Origin of the sequence: Nostoc sp. 'Peltigera membranacea cyanobiont' 232, assembly GCF_002245985.1 — a bacterium.
Lineage (GTDB): Bacteria > Cyanobacteriota > Cyanobacteriia > Cyanobacteriales > Nostocaceae > Nostoc.
The window spans coordinates 23,208-40,887 of record NZ_NOLK01000052.1 but is presented as its reverse complement, the minus strand read 5'-3'; the positions used below and the strand labels follow the sequence as shown (position 1 = coordinate 40,887).

Annotated in this window: 13 protein-coding genes; 5 read left to right on the top strand and 8 right to left on the bottom strand. The window is 39.3% G+C overall.

All coding sequences use genetic code 11. The features are described from left to right. Nucleotides 1–110 precede the first annotated feature (110 nt). Together CDG79_RS18655 and CDG79_RS18650 are read right to left on the bottom strand one after the other, a co-directional pair. The gene (locus CDG79_RS18655; protein WP_094343460.1) at nt 111–1,088 is read right to left on the bottom strand and encodes a Bpu10I family restriction endonuclease; all 978 of its coding nucleotides are present in this window, start codon (nt 1,086–1,088) and stop codon (nt 111–113) included. Further along, complete coding sequence (locus tag CDG79_RS18650) at nt 1,061–2,302, bottom strand: DNA cytosine methyltransferase (RefSeq protein ID WP_094343459.1); 1,242 nt, start codon at nt 2,300–2,302, stop codon at nt 1,061–1,063. The genes CDG79_RS18655 and CDG79_RS18650 overlap by 28 nt, the downstream gene beginning before the upstream one ends. Nucleotides 2,303–2,486: 184 nt before the next feature. On the opposite strand from CDG79_RS18650, the gene CDG79_RS18645 reads away from it, so the two are divergent. Beyond that, a complete protein-coding gene (locus CDG79_RS18645; protein WP_189525042.1) occupies nt 2,487–4,022 on the top strand; it encodes an ArnT family glycosyltransferase in 1,536 nt (511 codons plus the stop codon). 64 nt (nt 4,023–4,086) lie between these two features. Here the strand turns inward: CDG79_RS18645 and CDG79_RS18640 are convergent, their stop codons facing one another. The 4 genes from CDG79_RS18640 to CDG79_RS18620 all read right to left on the bottom strand — a co-directional run bounded on the left by CDG79_RS18640 (nt 4,087) and on the right by CDG79_RS18620 (nt 10,221). Beyond that, nucleotides 4,087–5,463: a DUF2079 domain-containing protein gene (locus CDG79_RS18640; protein ID WP_094343457.1), complete on the bottom strand. Its 1,377-nt coding sequence runs from the start codon at nt 5,461–5,463 to the stop codon at nt 4,087–4,089. Nucleotides 5,464–5,504: 41 nt separating this feature from the next. Continuing rightward, a complete protein-coding gene (locus CDG79_RS18635; RefSeq protein ID WP_223278198.1) occupies nt 5,505–6,620 on the bottom strand; it encodes a hypothetical protein in 1,116 nt (371 codons plus the stop codon). A gap of 317 nt (nt 6,621–6,937) precedes the next feature. Then, on the bottom strand, nt 6,938–8,869 hold the full coding sequence (locus tag CDG79_RS43805; protein WP_223278197.1) for a DMT family transporter: 1,932 nt from the start codon (nt 8,867–8,869) through the stop codon (nt 6,938–6,940). Nucleotides 8,870–8,913: 44 nt separating this feature from the next. Beyond that, nucleotides 8,914–10,221, bottom strand: coding sequence for a mannosyltransferase family protein (locus tag CDG79_RS18620; protein ID WP_094343455.1), 1,308 nt, complete (start codon nt 10,219–10,221; stop codon nt 8,914–8,916). A gap of 458 nt (nt 10,222–10,679) precedes the next feature. On the opposite strand from CDG79_RS18620, the gene dxr reads away from it, so the two are divergent. Both dxr and CDG79_RS18610 read left to right on the top strand, forming a co-directional pair. After that, a complete protein-coding gene (dxr, locus tag CDG79_RS18615; protein ID WP_094343454.1) occupies nt 10,680–11,876 on the top strand; it encodes a 1-deoxy-D-xylulose-5-phosphate reductoisomerase in 1,197 nt (398 codons plus the stop codon). Nucleotides 11,877–12,324: 448 nt separating this feature from the next. Next, on the top strand, nt 12,325–12,522 hold the full coding sequence (locus CDG79_RS18610) for a hypothetical protein (RefSeq protein WP_094343453.1): 198 nt from the start codon (nt 12,325–12,327) through the stop codon (nt 12,520–12,522). A 328-nt stretch (nt 12,523–12,850) separates the two neighbouring features. Here the strand turns inward: CDG79_RS18610 and CDG79_RS18605 are convergent, their stop codons facing one another. After that, on the bottom strand, nt 12,851–13,351 hold the full coding sequence (locus tag CDG79_RS18605; RefSeq protein WP_094343452.1) for an acyl-CoA thioesterase: 501 nt from the start codon (nt 13,349–13,351) through the stop codon (nt 12,851–12,853). A gap of 116 nt (nt 13,352–13,467) precedes the next feature. Here CDG79_RS18605 and CDG79_RS18600 point away from each other — a divergent pair, with 116 nt between their 5' ends. After that, a complete protein-coding gene (locus tag CDG79_RS18600; protein WP_094343451.1) occupies nt 13,468–15,537 on the top strand; it encodes a CHAT domain-containing protein in 2,070 nt (689 codons plus the stop codon). Between the two features lie 438 nt (nt 15,538–15,975). Here the strand turns inward: CDG79_RS18600 and CDG79_RS18595 are convergent, their stop codons facing one another. Beyond that, complete coding sequence (locus CDG79_RS18595) at nt 15,976–16,320, bottom strand: DUF1815 family protein (protein ID WP_094330768.1); 345 nt, start codon at nt 16,318–16,320, stop codon at nt 15,976–15,978. Nucleotides 16,321–17,032: 712 nt separating this feature from the next. Here CDG79_RS18595 and CDG79_RS18590 point away from each other — a divergent pair. After that, on the top strand, nt 17,033–17,677 hold the full coding sequence (locus CDG79_RS18590) for a LamG domain-containing protein (RefSeq protein ID WP_143855511.1): 645 nt from the start codon (nt 17,033–17,035) through the stop codon (nt 17,675–17,677). Nucleotides 17,678–17,680 lie beyond the last annotated feature (3 nt).

The window sequence follows — 17,680 nt, the reverse complement described above, 5'->3', positions numbered from 1 at the left end:
GGGATGAACTGAGACAAATGATAAAAGAGTGATGTTAAAAGTAAGTTTCAGTTCTTCATTTAAACGAGCTTTTTTAGCTTTCAATCATAAGCGCCGACTAAGGTCAGTAGCTACTCGTCGATTAGCCACCCACGCTCTATTCCATGTTCAATTCCGCCAGTCCAGTCCATTTTCAGATGCTTCCGCACTTTATGGAATAGATGTTGAACTACAACTGGATTAATTGAATTTTTAACATATTTTTCTTCATACCTAAATTCTCGGTCAGTGTTTTTCTGCTGACGTAATACGTAAATTTGGTCAACTTTGTACTTCCGAAGATTGACATCACTGGTCAACTTGATCCACTCCATAAGTACAACATATAAACTATTTGGATTTCTTGCCTTTAAATCCTCTGCTGCTCGTGATGAACCTTCGAGCATAGTTTTATCCAGATATGTCTTACATTCAATTGCAACAACTGGAATATCGAAAATGTGTGTTTCAGTATTTCCTGTAACTGTAACTTCAGAGTAGTTTTCCGGTTCCTCTTTAAGAAGTGGGAGTATTTCACCAGGATTTTCATCTTTCTCCGGTGGGATTGCTGCTTGAAATGATACTTGAATAGTGGCTCCAATTACAAAGTCATGAACTTTCTTTTCAATCCGTGCATACGGACGCTTAAGCATCTCAGAGTATTTTGGCGGCACAAAGAAAATATCTTTGAACGTATGTGATTTGCCGATAAGAGCATTTTCTCCAAAGTCTCTTACTAAATCTTTAAACAGATAATAGAGAAATTCCTCCAGCACGCTAGAGTGAAGGTTTGATCTAGAATCAAACTTCTCAGCATAGTGCTGCTGGTCTAAAAAGTCTTTATATTTTGATAGAAGTTCTACCCTAGTAGCAATAATTGTGTCATCTTGAGCAGTAGGTATTGATATCGGCCCAACTAATTCCAGATTAGCAGAACGCCAATTATCATACTCGTATCTAATTTCACTGAGATATTTTTTACTCTCAACATCTCTGTATTTTGTGCGGTGATTCTCCTTTTGTTCAAGATTAGAGCCGTGAACTAAAGGGTTCCTATCGCTTTTGGGCATAGCTCTAATTTCTCTTGAAGATGAAGTGCGATCGCTTTAGCAAGAATAGGTGGTACAGCATTACCTACCTGATTGTACTGGCAAAGAAACTTCTCGTCGAATCTCTCTTCTCGATGTAATAATTTGTGAGATACAACAGTCTTCTTCCCTAGAAACCGATAAGTGTCAGGAAAAGATTGAACACGCGCCCCTTCACGGGCTGTCAAATTGCGATGCTGGAAAGGATGAAGAAAATTGGCGTAAAACGAAGCGGCTATTGTATGTGATGGTTTATATGGATTTAAACGTCGGTTATTCTGGTCATAACTTATCTCAGATAACTCACCATTTCCACTACGTCGTCTCGCCCCATGTTCTTTTGGTGCATCTGAACTTGATTCACCCCATTTAATATGTTTGAAGCGTTCTACAAGCCTCTGGGAATGATCCATTGCAACATGATTATAAAGTGTTCTACTGCCATTCCTGATCAAGCTTTGATAGTTATTGAGAGGTTCTGAAATATAAGGTTGTTCTTCTTCACCCTCACGTGCATTCAGCGGTGGTAAATCTGATATAGCATCCCACAAGCTCATGGTAGGAAGTAAACCCATGCAGGCAAATATTGATAATTGAGAGTTATTGATATGCAATAAATCTAAAGAGTGCGTTTTTGGAGGAATACCTAATTCTTTTCCTGTTTTATTTCCCACAATAAAAATCCGCTCCCTAATTTGCGGTACACCATATTCAGCAGCATTTAATGACCATATCTCTACAAAATATCCGAGGTTTTCAAAAGTTTCTTTAATAATATCTGTTACTTTTTTTCCTTCAATATTTTTGCGCGAAAGTAACCCTTTAACATTTTCCATTACAAAAGCTTGAGGTTCGAGAAAACATATCCACTCAGCAAAGTTAATGAATAGACTATTTCTAGGATCTTTAGGATCTTTTTGTGCTGGCCCGGCAATACTAAAGCCTTGACATGGAGGCCCACCAATAACAATATCCGGTTTGAAGAAACAGATATCCTTAACGCCACTTGCAGTATTTAAATCACGGATATCCTGTTGAATAACTGTCATATTAGGGCGGTTATGGCGCAGTGTATCACAAGCCCAGGTATCAATCTCAACGGATAAAGGAACAGAAAAACCTGCCATCTCGAAACCTAGACCAAAGCCGCCAGCCCCAGCAAACAAATCAATAGTGATAGGTTGTGCTGTTACCATAGGCTCTTAATATGGTTACTCATCTGGTTTACCTTCTAAACATTCTAGGATGATACCCTTGTAGCGCTTTGTCAACCTGCTACACAGTTATACGCTCTTTTAAAAAACTAACCAAACTCTCGTAACGAAATCTGGGGTACAATACCGCATTACAGTCTTTGAGATGATTATCCCGATTTTAAATATGCGTCTATTCCGAGAAAAAGAATGGTTATTTACTTTACTGGTAATATCTCTAATTCTATGGCTAATATTTTTAGGAAACTCCCCTTTACGAGACTGGGATGAAGGTACTTATGCTCTAGTCGCCAGAGAAATTTACCGGACTGGTAACTGGCTTTATCCCACTATTCAGGGAGAACCATTTTTATTAAAACCGCCTTTGATGCAATGGTTAATTGCTTGGTGCTACCAACTAGGAGGAGTGCAAGAGTTTACCACACGCTTACCTGGTGCAGTTTTAACTGCCTTGGGAGTGCCTTTGCTTTACTTGGTAGGGCGTTTAGCTTTTAAGCAAAGTTTACCAGCTTTATTTGCTGCTTTAGTTTACTTGACAATGTTGCCTGTGGTGCGTCATGGACGACTAGCAATGTTAGATGGCATGACTATTTCTTTTTTCTTGCTGTTGTTGTTTTGTCTTTTAAAGGCACGTCAAAACCGAAAATATGCTCTAGGTGTGGGATTTTGTCTGGGGTTAATTATTTTGACTAAGGGAATGATAGTTTTGCTATTGGGGGCGATCGCTTGTTTATTTCTGCTTGCAGATCGACAATTGGCTTTGTTGAAAAGTCCCTATCTCTGGGTGGGAATTTTATTAGGAAATGCTCCTGCGATCGCTTGGTATACTGCCCAATGGCAACATTATGGGAATACTTTCTTAGAAGTGCATTTTCAAGCACAAGCCTTTGACCGCCTTACACAAACTGTTGAAGGTAATAGCGGGCCTCCTTGGTACTATTTATTAGAATTACTCAAATATGGTTTTCCCTGGCTGCTATTTTTACCTGGAGGGCTTTATCTAGCATGGAAAAAACGTCATAATACTTGGGGTTCTCTAGTTCTGTTAGGCATAGTTGTTTACTTAGGAACTATTTCTTTTATGAGAACTAAACTTCCGTGGTATGTCATGCCTGTATATCCATTTTTAGCCTTGGCAATTGGTGCTAATTTGAACGAGGTTTGGCAGAATCGTCATTTTAAAATGCGAAGTTTGACAATATTTTTAGCGATTATTTCTATTGCTGGTTTAGGAGGCTGTGTTTACTTTTTTATGAAGAAACAGCCGATTTTAATAGTTATGAGTATTGTTTTGGCAATAAGTATGGGAATTGCAGCATGGCTAGTTAAACAGCGCGATCGAAAATTTATTCCAGTGCTATTTACAGGAATGTATTTAGTTTTAATCCTGCTGGTAAGTTCTCAATCTTGGATTTGGGAATTAAAAGAAGCTTTTCCAGTCAAACCAGTTGCAGCATTAATTCGCCAACAGGTATTACCAGGAACAACAATCTATAGCTCATTTGCTTATAATCGTCCTAGTTTAGATTTCTATAGTGATTGCAAAGTAATTTCTGCTTCTGTTGCTGTCTTAAAAGAACAATTTGATAATAAATCTTATTTATTATTAGATAATCCGACTTTACAACAGACAAATTTATCTGAATATCACATTTTAGGCATTGCTGATAATTTTACTCTGATTTCACAATCAATTAAGTAATACCTGATAGACTTTTTTGCAAAAAAAATGTCAAATATATTTGGATTTATCAATATGATATTAGCTAATTTTTTTCAAAAAGATATACATCATGTTGTTGATATTGTAATTTATATTTTGACTGATTTTTCAAAATATTTGCCAAGTTTGAAAGAGATTCTGAACTTGCAGCCCAACCGGGATGGCGGACATTGAGCAAGACATAATGAAACTTATTTAATTCAGTAATGTCTTGAGAAGGATTATATTTAAAACTAATCAAATCTCTATGGGTTAAATGTGGAGTAATTATATCTGTAGTCAGAACGCTATCTTTAGTTTTAACTAGAGCGATCGCCTCTTTTGTGGCTGACCAATTGTCCAGATGATGAAGATATTTTGAGCTAAAGAACCCAACTTTGCCTAAAGCAAAAAACCAAACTAAAGACCACAAAAAAATTACTTTTCTTTGTTTTAGCCATCCTTTCCCTGCTGCTAGGCTGGCAATTCCAACTAAAATAAGAAATGAAATTGCTGGTAAAGAATAATGCAAAACTAGATTTTTTTGGGAGGGATGATCTGCAAGCAAATTTAGTGCTACACAAGGAATTATACTAATCAAAGGGACAAGATATTGTGGTTTTAAAGCCCAAACAATAGGTAATAATAAGAAACATAAATATTCTAAATTTATAGTTGAAAAAATGTTTTTAAAAATAATTTGCGGTTGGTAAAGTAATATTTGTACCATTTCTGAAAATGAGTTTCCTAAATAGCTATATCGATAAAGATGACGGGTAAGTAACGCTGCTTCGCTACCAAAGAAAGGGATGATAATCCAGTTAGCAATCAAAAACCACATTGTCCCACCAATCATGGCGATCGCACCATATAAGCGTCGCTTTTCAAACAAGAGTAACCAAATCCCCATAGCCACTACAGTCAGGGACAATACAGCTTTACAACCCAATATCAAAAGAATACTGACGCAAAACCAAACTATTTTTCTCGATCTAGCAGCGAAAACTGCCATCAAAAGTGCAGGGACAGCGATGGTATCTGGATGAAAATCGCATAAATTGCTATTGTAAATCACCGGATACATTAGATATACAGCTACCATTGCAACTGCTAAATTTTCTTTTAAACCTGCTTGTAGCGCCAGAAAATATGTAGGTAAAACACCTAAAGCTAAAGCAACAGACTGGACTGCAAATAGCCAATAAACACTAGGATAAATTTTGTACAGTAAAGCCAAAGGATATAAAATCCAAGCAGCATGATCGGCTAAAACATGAAAACCAAGTACAGAAGAAACTGGCGGTTTTCCCTGACTAATTAAGTAAATTCCTTGGTCAAAAAATGCTAAATCTCCAGATGAATTAAATAACTCATGTCGTAAGCTACTGGAGATAAATAAAATTAAGGTACTAATGCCGATAATTGCTCTGATATTATTCATTTTTGGCAGTCGTCCTATTACTTAAATCCTAGTTGCCTTTACTACAATTTTCTATCAATATTCGAGGAAAATTCAGCTTGTAATTTCGGATAAATTACATCACACTTTCGCACAACAAACCAGAGTGCAAAACCTAAAGGGATTGAAAATAACTGGATAAATATGGGAGTTCCTAAATAGCCAAAAAATGATGCCATTTGCACAACTATAGCTACCCAAAAATGTCGGGGAAAGTAAAAGGCAAAGATAATCGAAAGAATATCAGCAGGATAAAAATATCTTTCGTGCATTTTAGGCAGGATATATGGCATAAACAAAACTGATATGGTCGCTAAGTATATCAGTCTGTCTTGAGTGATTTTTAATCTACTTTTATAAACAATATATACCAATAAAAATATTGCACATATAGTTAATGTTAAAGCTATAGGGACAACAATATTATAAAAATTGTTAGGAATCCATTGATAAAGATTAGGTGCGCCTTTAGCCAATTCCTTGTACTTATTAGCTTGGTTAAAGTATACCAAAAGCAATTCTAATATCGGTCTTCCCATCAACCAAGATGGTAAAACTGTAACTACATATACTGCTGGAATTAATGGTAAATAATACCAGTGTATTCTTTTTTTGAGCAAGAGAATCAATAACAAAGGTGCTAAAAACATAGCTTGCAATTTAAAAGAAAGTGCTACACCAAAACTAAGTAAGGCTGGAATTTCTTTTTGAATAGATAAGAAGTAAATACAGGCAATCAAACCCGTTGTATAGATAACATCACATTGACCCCAGAGGGCACTATTATATATAACAGTCGGACTCAGTATAACTACCAAAAAGGCAAATATAGGTTTCCTGCCCTCTGGGTATTTTAGTCTGACAATTTTGTAAGTTAAAAAGGCACAAAGAAAATCAACAGTCATCGCAAAAAGCTTGATTGTGAAGATTTTCGGCAACCCAGATAGCAGGGTGGCAGAAATTAAAATCCAGTATAGGTAGGAGGGTGTGTAATCGGCAAAACTATATTTGAGAGCGCTAAAGCCACCATGAGATGCTATGAAATCATACCAGGGTGCTAAAAAAAACTTATAATCTACCGATTTATTTGGAACACAAACTAATCTAATCAGCACTGCTAATATAATGCCAATAGCCAAGTATCCCGAAGCCAGGGATGGGAAAGAGTTTAACAATCTATTGAACTGGTGTTTCACTAATTTTAATAATGTCTTATCGGAAGTTTTCGTTATAAATTGTATCAGTCTTGGCAGTGTCCACTAAATCAAGAGGAATAGAAGCAAGTACATCTAAGAGGATTTTTGTAAAGTCTATTTTTTTACTCGACTGGACTATTATAAGTTGCGGCGACATGAGACTTTACCCACCCCTGTTGGTTGGTTTAAAAACTTGATTTTTCGTGCTTTCTGCGTAGGCAGATTTTGTTTGCATAGTAGCTAATTATATTCGCCCAATACTACGAGCCTTCATTTGTAACTTGAACAGTGGATTGGCTAGATTGGGCTAGATAAATACCCACTAAAACTACGGCGAAAGTCGCCCAGTCAAACAAACCTACCTGTTCTGAAAAAATGAACCAAGCAAAAATCGAGGCTAGGACTGGTTCGAGGAGAAGCGTAACGGCGACGACGCTTGAAGAGATTCTGCTGAGGCTATAAGCTAAAAGTCCCTGACCCAACACTTGGCAGAAGAGGGCTTGGAAAATGATGAAAAACCAACCCATCCAGGAATAGGGTAACAGCCTATCTTCGAGGAATGCTACGAGGGGTAGGAGAAACATTGTTGTTAGTCCACAGCGCCAGAGCATGATAGTTGCGGTGCTAAATCGGGTTCGGAGTCTTTCTATCAGCAGCATACACGTGGCCATGAAAACCGCAGTTAGCAATGCCAATGCATCACCCAGTATTTGATCGGTTGCAAATTGTACCTTATTGAGTTCAAATGCGATCGCTCCCCCCAAGGCTATAACCAGTCCAATCACGAATCTGTTATCGAAGCGCCGACCAAATAACAGATACCCAGCCAAAGCCACAAACAAAGAGTTCAAATTAGATAGTAAAGCAACATTGGCAACACTAGTTTGACTCAGCGACCAAGCCCATAAAAGAAGGTAGGTTCCAGCAGAGGTTCCCATTGCCAACAATAACCACACTTCTTGACTCGTAAAAGGCTTCTTCTCTATAGGTTCATTATCAGACTGTTGGCTGCGAAAAGCCTCAAGTCCATTCCATAGTGCAAAGACGATTGTGGCGATCCAACTGCGATGAAATACTACAGCATTTGCACCAATTTCTTGTTGACATAATTTGGTCAGAGATGGTGCTAAAGATATGGGAATTAGGGCAAACAATAACGATGCAGTTCCTAAGAAAGCTGGTGTTTCGGAGAACTGTTGCTTTAGTAATGACAGTTTGCTCGTCATACTTTTAACGAAAGTGTTAACTATAGTTGTGACTGATTCTTGGAATGGGAAATTAACGGCAGGTTGGCTAGATACGGCTAAGTATAAACCCATTAAAACTACAGCGAAACCTGCCCAATTTGAGAAAGTTAATTTTTCTGAAAATATGATCAGAGCGAAAATGCCGCTAAATACAGGCTCTAACAGATGCACCAAGGAGACAACCACGGAGGAAAACTTGGCAAGGCTGTAGGTCAAAAGCCCATGACCTAAAACTTGGCAGATCAGCGCTAGAGAAATGACCCAAAGCCACCCACTGACTGTAGAGGGGAAAAGTGGATCTTGAGTGAATAAAAGTATGGGGAAGATGACTAGGGCGCTAATCGTACAGATCCATAACTGGATTGTGGTTGGAGTAAATTTAGTTCGTAATTTTTCTACCAAGAGCAGGTATACACTCAAGAAAATCGCAGAAACGATCGCAGCAAAACCCCCTTGAACTTCATCTGTAGCGATTTGCAATTCCTCAAATTCTATAGCGATCGCTCCCCCAAGGGCGATGACCATCCCAATCAGGAATTGGCTCTCAAAACCCTTACGATATAACAGCCACACCCCGAAGCTAGTAAATATAGGAGCGAGATTATGCAACACACTAGAAATCGCAACGCTAGTTTCAGTTAGCGACCAAGCCAAAAAGACTAAAGTGCCAGCCCAAAAGATCCCAGCACTTCCCAATAGCCATAAATTCTGGCTGGTGTAGCATTGTTCTTCTACAGGTTTGTCTAAGGAAAGTCGCTGACGTATTGCCTTGTATCCATTCCAGAGCAAGAAGAACACACTAGCTAGCCACAAGCGATTAAATACAGTGGCATTGGGGCTAAGTTGAGTTTCGCTCAATTTTACGAAAATAGAGCCAAAACAGATGGCACCGACACCGACAAATAACGCAGTCAGGGCTATCTTCTTTTGATTGGATACATTCATTAGGAAATTTAAATTCAACTTCTCACCAATAAAGAATCAAACCTCTAACCAACCCAACGCTCTTGGGCAAATCCTACAGCTATTTTGGCTAGCAATGTCACAAAAACGCCCAAGATTAAATATCCCTGACGCGGATGGCGAGATAGCAGCACACCAATGGCTATATTCAAAGGCACAATACCGTATGCGAGACGGCTCAAGGAAATAGTACCTCCAGAGGCTAGCAGCAAACCAATACCGCAAAAGCCATACATAACGGTAACTGCGGTCAGTTGCGTGCGTAAGCGCCATAACACATAGCCACCACCCAAGACCATGAACAAGTTGAGCAAGTTATTGATCCACTGTTCGCTTGCTAGGAGCAACAAAAATAAGACTAAAGCATAAAAGCCATAAAATAATTTTACAGAACTAAAACGTTGACGGAAGCGCCATAAAGAATAGCCACTGGCAACAATCACGCTCAACAACAAGAGATACCAAGGGTCTTGAATCTCGCCAGAGGAGTTTTGAACCCAACCATATTGCCAGTTTTTTGTGCCAACTGCAATTTGCATGAACATATTTAACCAACCCTGCCAATCAAATCCTAGAGTTGGTCGCCATCCTCGTTGTGCTTCGATAAAAGCTAAAGGGTTGTCAAAATAAATCGCACAATAAAAACTGAATAGAAGTATGCCAATGGCGGTAACGAAACCAGCGATATAGGCAATGGGTGGTCGGCGTTCTTTCCAGGCTGCGATCGCTAATGCTGGAATTAGTGCCATCCCTGTAGGACGTGTTGCTGTCGCCATCGCCCCCCAAAGCCCAGTCCAGCCATACTGCTTTTGATCGAAAGCCCGCAAAGCCGACGTACTCAAAAACAAATACAGCCCCTCTGTGTAAACCACCCCCGTAAACATGGAAGATGGATATAAAGAAACTACAACAGTAGTCCACTGTGCTGCATTGATCCCATAATGCTCCTTAACCCAAAAGTACAAACAGTAAAGGGCTGCGAAAAATGCCAGGTTGTTGACTAGCGTTCCTGCTAATTCAAACGGCAAGCCCAATTTCATCAAAACCCAGATGCTTAAAGGAAACAGGGGAAAGAAGGCAAGATTATGTTGCTTACCGTCATTCACAAATTCATATCCAGAAGTAGCGATCGCTCGATAGTGGATACTATCCCAGGCATCAAAAACTCCCCAGCCAAAATGAGGCAAAAATTCTTCTGCTGGTGATGGTAGTTTTGGCGCAACCAGCAACATAGCTATCCAAATAAATATTCGACTGGCAAGCCATAAGGCTGCTGGAAACAGGAAATCATTTTTCCATAAAACTTTTTTTATAACTATCTGAACTTTGACCATAAGGTTGAGTGCTTTAACAAACTCCTTTCTGCATTCTTTTACTTATGGCTGTAACACAGCAATTTATGAGTAATATTTTGCATATTAAATCCTCCATTAATTTAATTAATAAACTGGACAGATTAGCAATTAATTGAAATTATTTCTTATTTGGTTACTTTTGCCAATTCTCTCGGAGTTTATCTCTAAAAACATAGTATTTATAAATACAATTTTTGTCTAGTTTTCTGCAAATTAAGCAACTTTATTACTTTATGGCTAGCAGTCTATGAGTTAAAATTAATGGATTTGGTCTAGCGCAGCAAGGAAAACATGGGTAATTTTCCCTTTGTATCCCTGCATATCTCTCTCTCCATGTCTCTACTCGTCCGCGTCAGTGTATCGATTATAGTGATTGCTGTTATGAAAGAGTCCCCAGCAATTTATAGTGGGAGTTGTCTGTAAATCCTTAAGCAATTGTGAAAGCGATTACTCTTCTTGGTTCCACTGGTTCTATCGGTACTCAGACTTTAGATATTGTCACTCAGTACCCAGATCAGTTTCGGATTGTGGGATTGGCAGCTGGGAACAATGTAGAGATGTTGGCTGCTCAAATTCGGCAGTTTCGACCGAAAATAGCAGCAATTTGCTCAGAAGATAAATTACCAGCGCTCAAAGAAGCTATCATTGACCTCGATCCCCAACCGATTCTACTGGCAGGTGATGCCGGAGTGATAGAAGTTGCTCGCTATGGCGATGCTCAAACTGTTGTCACTGGGATCGTTGGTTGTGCTGGTTTGCTACCCACGATCGCTGCTATTGAAGCTGGTAAAGATATTGCCTTAGCGAACAAAGAAACTTTGATTGCTGGGGCCCCTGTGGTTCTACCCCTAGTCGAAAAACACGGTGTAAAATTACTCCCAGCCGATTCCGAACATTCCGCAATCTTTCAATGTCTCCAAGGTGTGCCAAAGGCAGGATTGCGGAAAATTATACTCACTGCATCTGGTGGGGCTTTCCGGGACTGGGATGTAGAAAAGTTAGCAGATGTAACAGTTGCAGACGCTCTCAAGCATCCTAATTGGTCGATGGGGCGGAAAATCACAGTAGACTCTGCTACTTTGATGAATAAAGGACTGGAAGTAATTGAGGCTCACTTCCTGTTTGGGTTGGATTATGACAATATCGAAATTGTCATTCATCCCCAAAGCATTATTCACTCGCTAATTGAACTGCAAGATACTTCTGTTTTAGCTCAACTTGGCTGGCCGGATATGCGCTTACCTTTACTGTATGCTCTATCTTGGCCCGATCGCATCTACACCAACTGGGAACGACTAGATTTAGTCAAAGCTGGAAATTTAACCTTCCGGGAACCAGATCACCAAAAGTATCCTTGTATGCAGTTGGCTTATGCTGTGGGTAAAGCTGGTGGTTCGATGCCAGCCGTGTTAAACGCTGCAAATGAGCAAGCTGTGGCTTTATTTTTAGATGAAAAAATTCGCTTTTTAGATATTCCCCGGTGTATAGAAATGGTGTGCGATCGCCATCAAAATGATAACCGGATAAATCCTTCTTTAGATGACATTTTGGCAGCAGATAAATGGGCAAGACAAGAAGTTTTAACAGCGACTGAAAAGTTAGAAACTCAATCGCGGATAATTTCTCTGCGATAAAACCTCAACTCATATACCCAAAAGGCAGATTTTCTGGCTATTGACCAATTCTTGTTTAGCCTTCAGCATTAGCTTGAAGGCTAACAGTTAAATTCACTTGCGCTAATTAACCTATACAACTGCACCAGGTTTCTTCTGCTTCCGAACTTCTAAATATATCCTTCCAAAAATATAATTGGTTTATATTGTAATTATTGATACAAAAGCATCAGTAAAACATCTTTCATAAATTCTGCCAAATTGCCAAATAAGTTGCCCTCACCTGAATTGTTGTCTCATTTTTAGATAATATAAAATTGGCACAGTTAGACAAAAATCTTGGCTTTAGTATCTATTCCAAATTAAGTCTAATAGCTTTAGCACTAATAATTTTTACTTCAGATAAAATTTCCCCTTACTGAATAAACATCTTCTCTGGTAAGGGCTATTGTTAAGGAATTTATATATTATGATTGCTACGTTGATTGTAGCTTGGATTGTCTTCGTAATATTATGGAAGTTGTTGAAAGCAACCCTGAAGAGTGCCTTCACTATTGCCGCAATTGTTATTTTATTAAATATTAGTTTTGGCATCACTCCACAAGATATTTGGCATCACATAATGCAGTTTACTCAAACTCTATCAAACATCCAAAGCGGCAATTAAAAAAATTAAAACTTCCCGGAAATAGTGCTGAGTAAAAAAGTAAAGTTAATTGAATTTAACACAAATATAGGACTAGTATTTGATTTTTGAAATATGCGTAGGGTGCGTTAGCAAGGAGAGTACGGCACCACCCCAAGCTTATGGCGCGTTACGACGTTCCGTCTAACACACCCTACAGATACTTATATTTTTTCAAAAATCAAATATGATTCCTATATAAAGTTTGTAGCAAGCAATTCGTCGCTTTGAGCAAGGTTTGTAGTAAGGACTTAAATTCTTACCATAAACTTTAATTTACTTACGCCTAGCTAGTTATAACCTTTGTTGGTCAATCATTATTTAATGCTGAAATCTTAGCTAATGCATCCTTAAAACTTGGCGGCAGCTGACGCATAATCTTGCCTCTTTCGCGATCTAAAGCTACTAAAGTCACCTTGGCAGTGACATACAATTGTTGTCCATCAATTGAGACTATGGCATAATCCCAATTAATTCGGACACCAGTTACCTCAGCCATGCGGGTTTTTACGACCACTGTCATACCCAATTGAATCGAACGGTGATAGCGCAATGACATTTCTACAACTGGTAAATCGCAACCTATAGCGACTAAATCAGCAAATTCAATCCCTATAGATCGCAAGCATTCAATCCGCGCTTCTTCCATCCAAGATATATAGGAACCGTGCCAAACAACACCAGAATAGTCAGTGTGGTGGGGTTGGACTCTTAGAGGATATTCAAACCAATTCCCAAATTCATGACTTGATGGATTGTCAAGGGCGCTAGTAGGTGGTAATTCTGGTTGGCTAGGTTTTTCTTGTGACATTTTCACTTTTTTAAGCACCTATAAATTTTCCAAATATTTAATAGGGTAAAAATTAATTGCGTTGCAAGACTTCTTGATTTAATATTTATACTTCCGAGTATGAGGAGTATTTTGTTATGCAGCCTAATCTCCGGTATGTTAGTGTTATTACTTTAACTCTATTTAGTTTACTCGGTTTTGGGATGGCCTACCCAGACAATAACCAGGTAAGCACAAATGCAAGCTTGAGATACAACTCTACAAAAAAAGCTCAAGCTTTATCCAAGAATAATCAGCTTTCAGAAATTGAAAGGCTCAATGAAGAAGCTATCAAAGAATCTCGGCAAGGTCAATGGAAAGAAGCGTTGCAGAGATTACAGCAAGCATTAGCTATCACTAGAGAACATGGAGAGCGCTCTTGGGAAGCAGTAACATTCAATAACATCGGCAGAATCTACCAAAGTGAGAGAAAGTATCCTGAAGCACTTCAATCTTATCAGCAAGCCCTATTAATTAATAGAGAACTTGGGGATCTAGTTCGGCTTGGCAAAACCTACAGTAACATAGGTTACTTATTTGATATCCAAAATCAACCAGAGCTAGCAATTTTTTTCTACAAGCATTGCTTAATTAATCGTGAGAAAGCTCGCTTAAATCCATCAGCACTTAGTGCGTCACAACCAGATGCTTACAGCATAACTGTTAGCCAAACATATCGTATTTTGGGTGAACGATTACTCAAACAAGAACGTGTTGCGGAAGCACAAAGGACAATAGATTTACTCAAAGTTGAAGAGTTAGAAGAATATCTCCAGAATGTGCCAGGTAATCAACGTACTGTCAAAGGTATTAATATAGCAGCAACAGAAAAACCAATTAAACAAAAGTTGGATCAAACTCTGGATAATGCTGTTGTGTTGGGCAAAGAACTAACAACACTACGGAAAATTTCTCCCAAGGAGCGATCGCTCGAACAGAAACAACGCATCGAGCAATTAGTCTTAAATCAACAGCAACTTTTGGATAAATTTAACGAATTTATCAATAGTCCTTCAATGAAAGCACAGGTAGAGCAAATTAGCCTTACAGCTAGGCGGCAAAATTTGGATTTGGAGAATCTCAACGAACTTCGGGATAATTTGGCGCGATTGCCTCAAAAATCTGCACTTCTCTACCCACTGATTTTAAAAGATAGCTTGGAATTGGTATTAGTAACTCCTGAATCTCCACCAATTCATCGCACCGTTGCTGTAAAGCGCGAAAACCTCCATCAAACAATTGGTGCTTTTCGCCAAGCTTTAATAAATCCTAGTCGAAATATCAAAGCACCTGCACGCCAATTGTATGACTGGCTAATTAAACCCATAGAAAAAGACCTGAAGCTCTCAGGTACACAAACTCTGATTTACGCTCCAGATGACCAGTTACGCTACATTCCTTTAAGTGCTTTATATGATGGCAAACAATGGCTAGTGGAGCGTTTGGGTGTCAATCACATTACATCTGCCAGTCTGACTAACTTAAATACCCCACAACAATCTAACTTGCGGGTTTTAGCTGGTGCTTTTACTAAAGGTAATTATCAAATTAAAGTTGGAAATCGACAGGTTGCTTTCGCTGGTTTGCCCTTTGCAACGCAGGAAGTGGAAAACTTAGCCGCTACGGTTCCTGAAACTACGAAGCTTTTAGACGATGCCTTTAGCCCCAAAGTAGCTGTACCCCAAATGGATGATTATACAATTATCCATTTAGCGACTCATGCAGCTTTTGTGGTGGGGAAGCCAGAAGATTCGTTTATTTTATTCGGGAATGGCGATCGCGTTAACTTTAGAAATGTCGCTACTTGGTCACTCCCCCATGTAGATTTGGTAGTGTTGAGCGCCTGTGAAACCGGCTTGGGAGGTAAGTTAGGTAATGGTGAGGAAATTTTGGGCTTTGGCTATCAGATGCAACAAACTGGCGCAAGAGCTGCGATCGCCTCGCTGTGGTCTGTGGATGATGGTGGTACACAGGCACTCATGAGCGCTTTTTATAGTATACTTTCCACCGATAAGTTGACTAAAACTGAAGCTTTACGGCAAGCCCAAGTCTCATTAATCACCGGAGACTGGAAGGTAAGAAGTCACAATTTACCCGTGGCGGCGGTTAATGATTTTAGTCATCCGTACTATTGGGCATCCTTTATTTTGATTGGCAATGGACTTTAGGTGTCGATCGTTTCCCACCTGCTGTCAAAGGATGCCTTTTTCAAGCTTGTGGCTGATGTGTCAGCTAGAAAATTCATTAAAAATTCATAATTCATAATTCATAATTTATAATTTCTTTATGTAAGGAGATTTGGACTTCAAACAAAACGGGGTTGCTTGCTTGATAGTTGCAGTGTTTTTAAACCTATTTTTGATTATGAATTATGAATTAGTAATTACTAATTATGTTGATTGTGATTAGCAGTGCGTTTTAACTTTCAGCTAAAGGCTCAAAATTCGGTTCGTGAGGTTTTGGTAGATACAAAAAAATACGCGATGGGCCAGCCACGAGCCAATCACTTAATGGCAATGGAGAACAGGATAAGAGCGATCGCTAACTAAGCCACCATTACCAATTACCGATAATCGATTTCTAATTTGCGATCGACCTTTGGAACCTTAATACTTCTTGGCAAGAATTTTAGAGCCTGTATCGGTTTGCATAGATTGCTTGACAAGATCGGCCAGTTCGTCCAGTTGGCTAATTGCCTCTGCACCTTCTAGCTTCATTAATTCGCGGTCATCCCGCATTTCCGTCCAAGTAATCCCGTAATCGGATACCAAAAACCGAATCAGGTGGTTATCACCCAAGCTAACCATAAATGATGCACTATTCATTTGGTCGCCACAGGTATAACAAGAAGCAGGATACCCGCGCCGCTCTAATACGACCGCCAAGGCTTGCAGGTTCATTACCAAGTCTTGGACGAATTGTCGATGTTGATGTGCTAGTCTCAGAAACACTTTTGTCCTCCAGACACCACAGTCATTTGAGTTTCTTTTATATTTTCTTTAGATTTTCTCATCCACTGGTATTGTAAACTATTCACTACAATTACCAGACAGATAATATTGAGTCTTTAATTGACTACCTTGTTTAGGGTAGTAGATCGGAGTTTTGAGCGCCGTATCAAACTATTCAGTTTGCAAATTAAAAATCTCGGACAGAATTACGAAATTTAACTATATCTTTATACGCTTCTTTCAGGGTAGATTCTTAGATGAAGCGTTCCGACTTAAGAGTAACCTAAATCTAGCACTAGTCAAGTACAGAAAAGCTACATATTTTGTTTTTCTTGGCGACGTGCAGCTAAATTCACTGTTATTGGAGGCTATAACGTAGTTTTTTCTCGTTATAGTGTTTATTCCTTAGATGTTTAATCTGTTATCTTTCTAAGATAGATTTTGGCATAGACAAATGATTAGGTATACCAAATTTGTTCCTCCCATATATCTAAAGTTGAGCAGAAGACAGGGCAAATTTCAGATTCAGTACTAAAAGCAGGTTAGCTATAGTCATTTATACAAGACTTACGTAATTGATGAGAATTCAGGCAATCGAGGGTATTACAAGGATGGTTGGTATGCTGTCACCGAACATCAAACCGGGAAACCATTTAGTGACTCCGAGTGGCAGTTGTACAACCTGAACAAAGATTACTCGGAAACCAACAATGTGGCAAACCAGTATCCAGGGAAAGTCAAAGAATTGGCAGCAGCCTTTGATGCGGCCGCATTTAAGTATCAAGTTTATCCCCTGTTAGAATCCCCGCAACATCCAGGAGTGCCACCTTATATCAAGGAGAAAGTGAAACCGAAGACATTCCATGCAGGTGAGTTGGTATTAGAACCAGACATTTTGCCCTTAGTCAGCGATCGCGACTATACCATCCAGGTAAAGGCTCAGTATAAAACAGGCGATCGCGGGGTGATTCTGGCCCACGGTGGACAGGAAGCTGGTTATATCTTCTATATTGACAATGGCAAGCTGTTTTACGAACACAATAGCTATGGTCAGTCGATTAAGTTTCCCACAGTCCAGCTAAAGCCAGGTCAACTTAACATCGATTTTAATTACGATGCACTAGGCAAGCGCCAGGGGTCTGGAACCCTCTTTGTCAACGGTCAGCAAGTCGCGATGGGTAAGCTGGGGCTAACGTTTGGTGGTTTTCCTTATGAAGGATTAGACATCGGCAAAGATGCCCGTAGTCCCGTGTCATGGGATCTCTACAAAAAACATGGGATCTTTAAATACGGTGGTGCGATCGAGCAAGTCAAATACATACCGGGTTCACCCGCGCCTAATGCCAAAGAGGAATAGGGC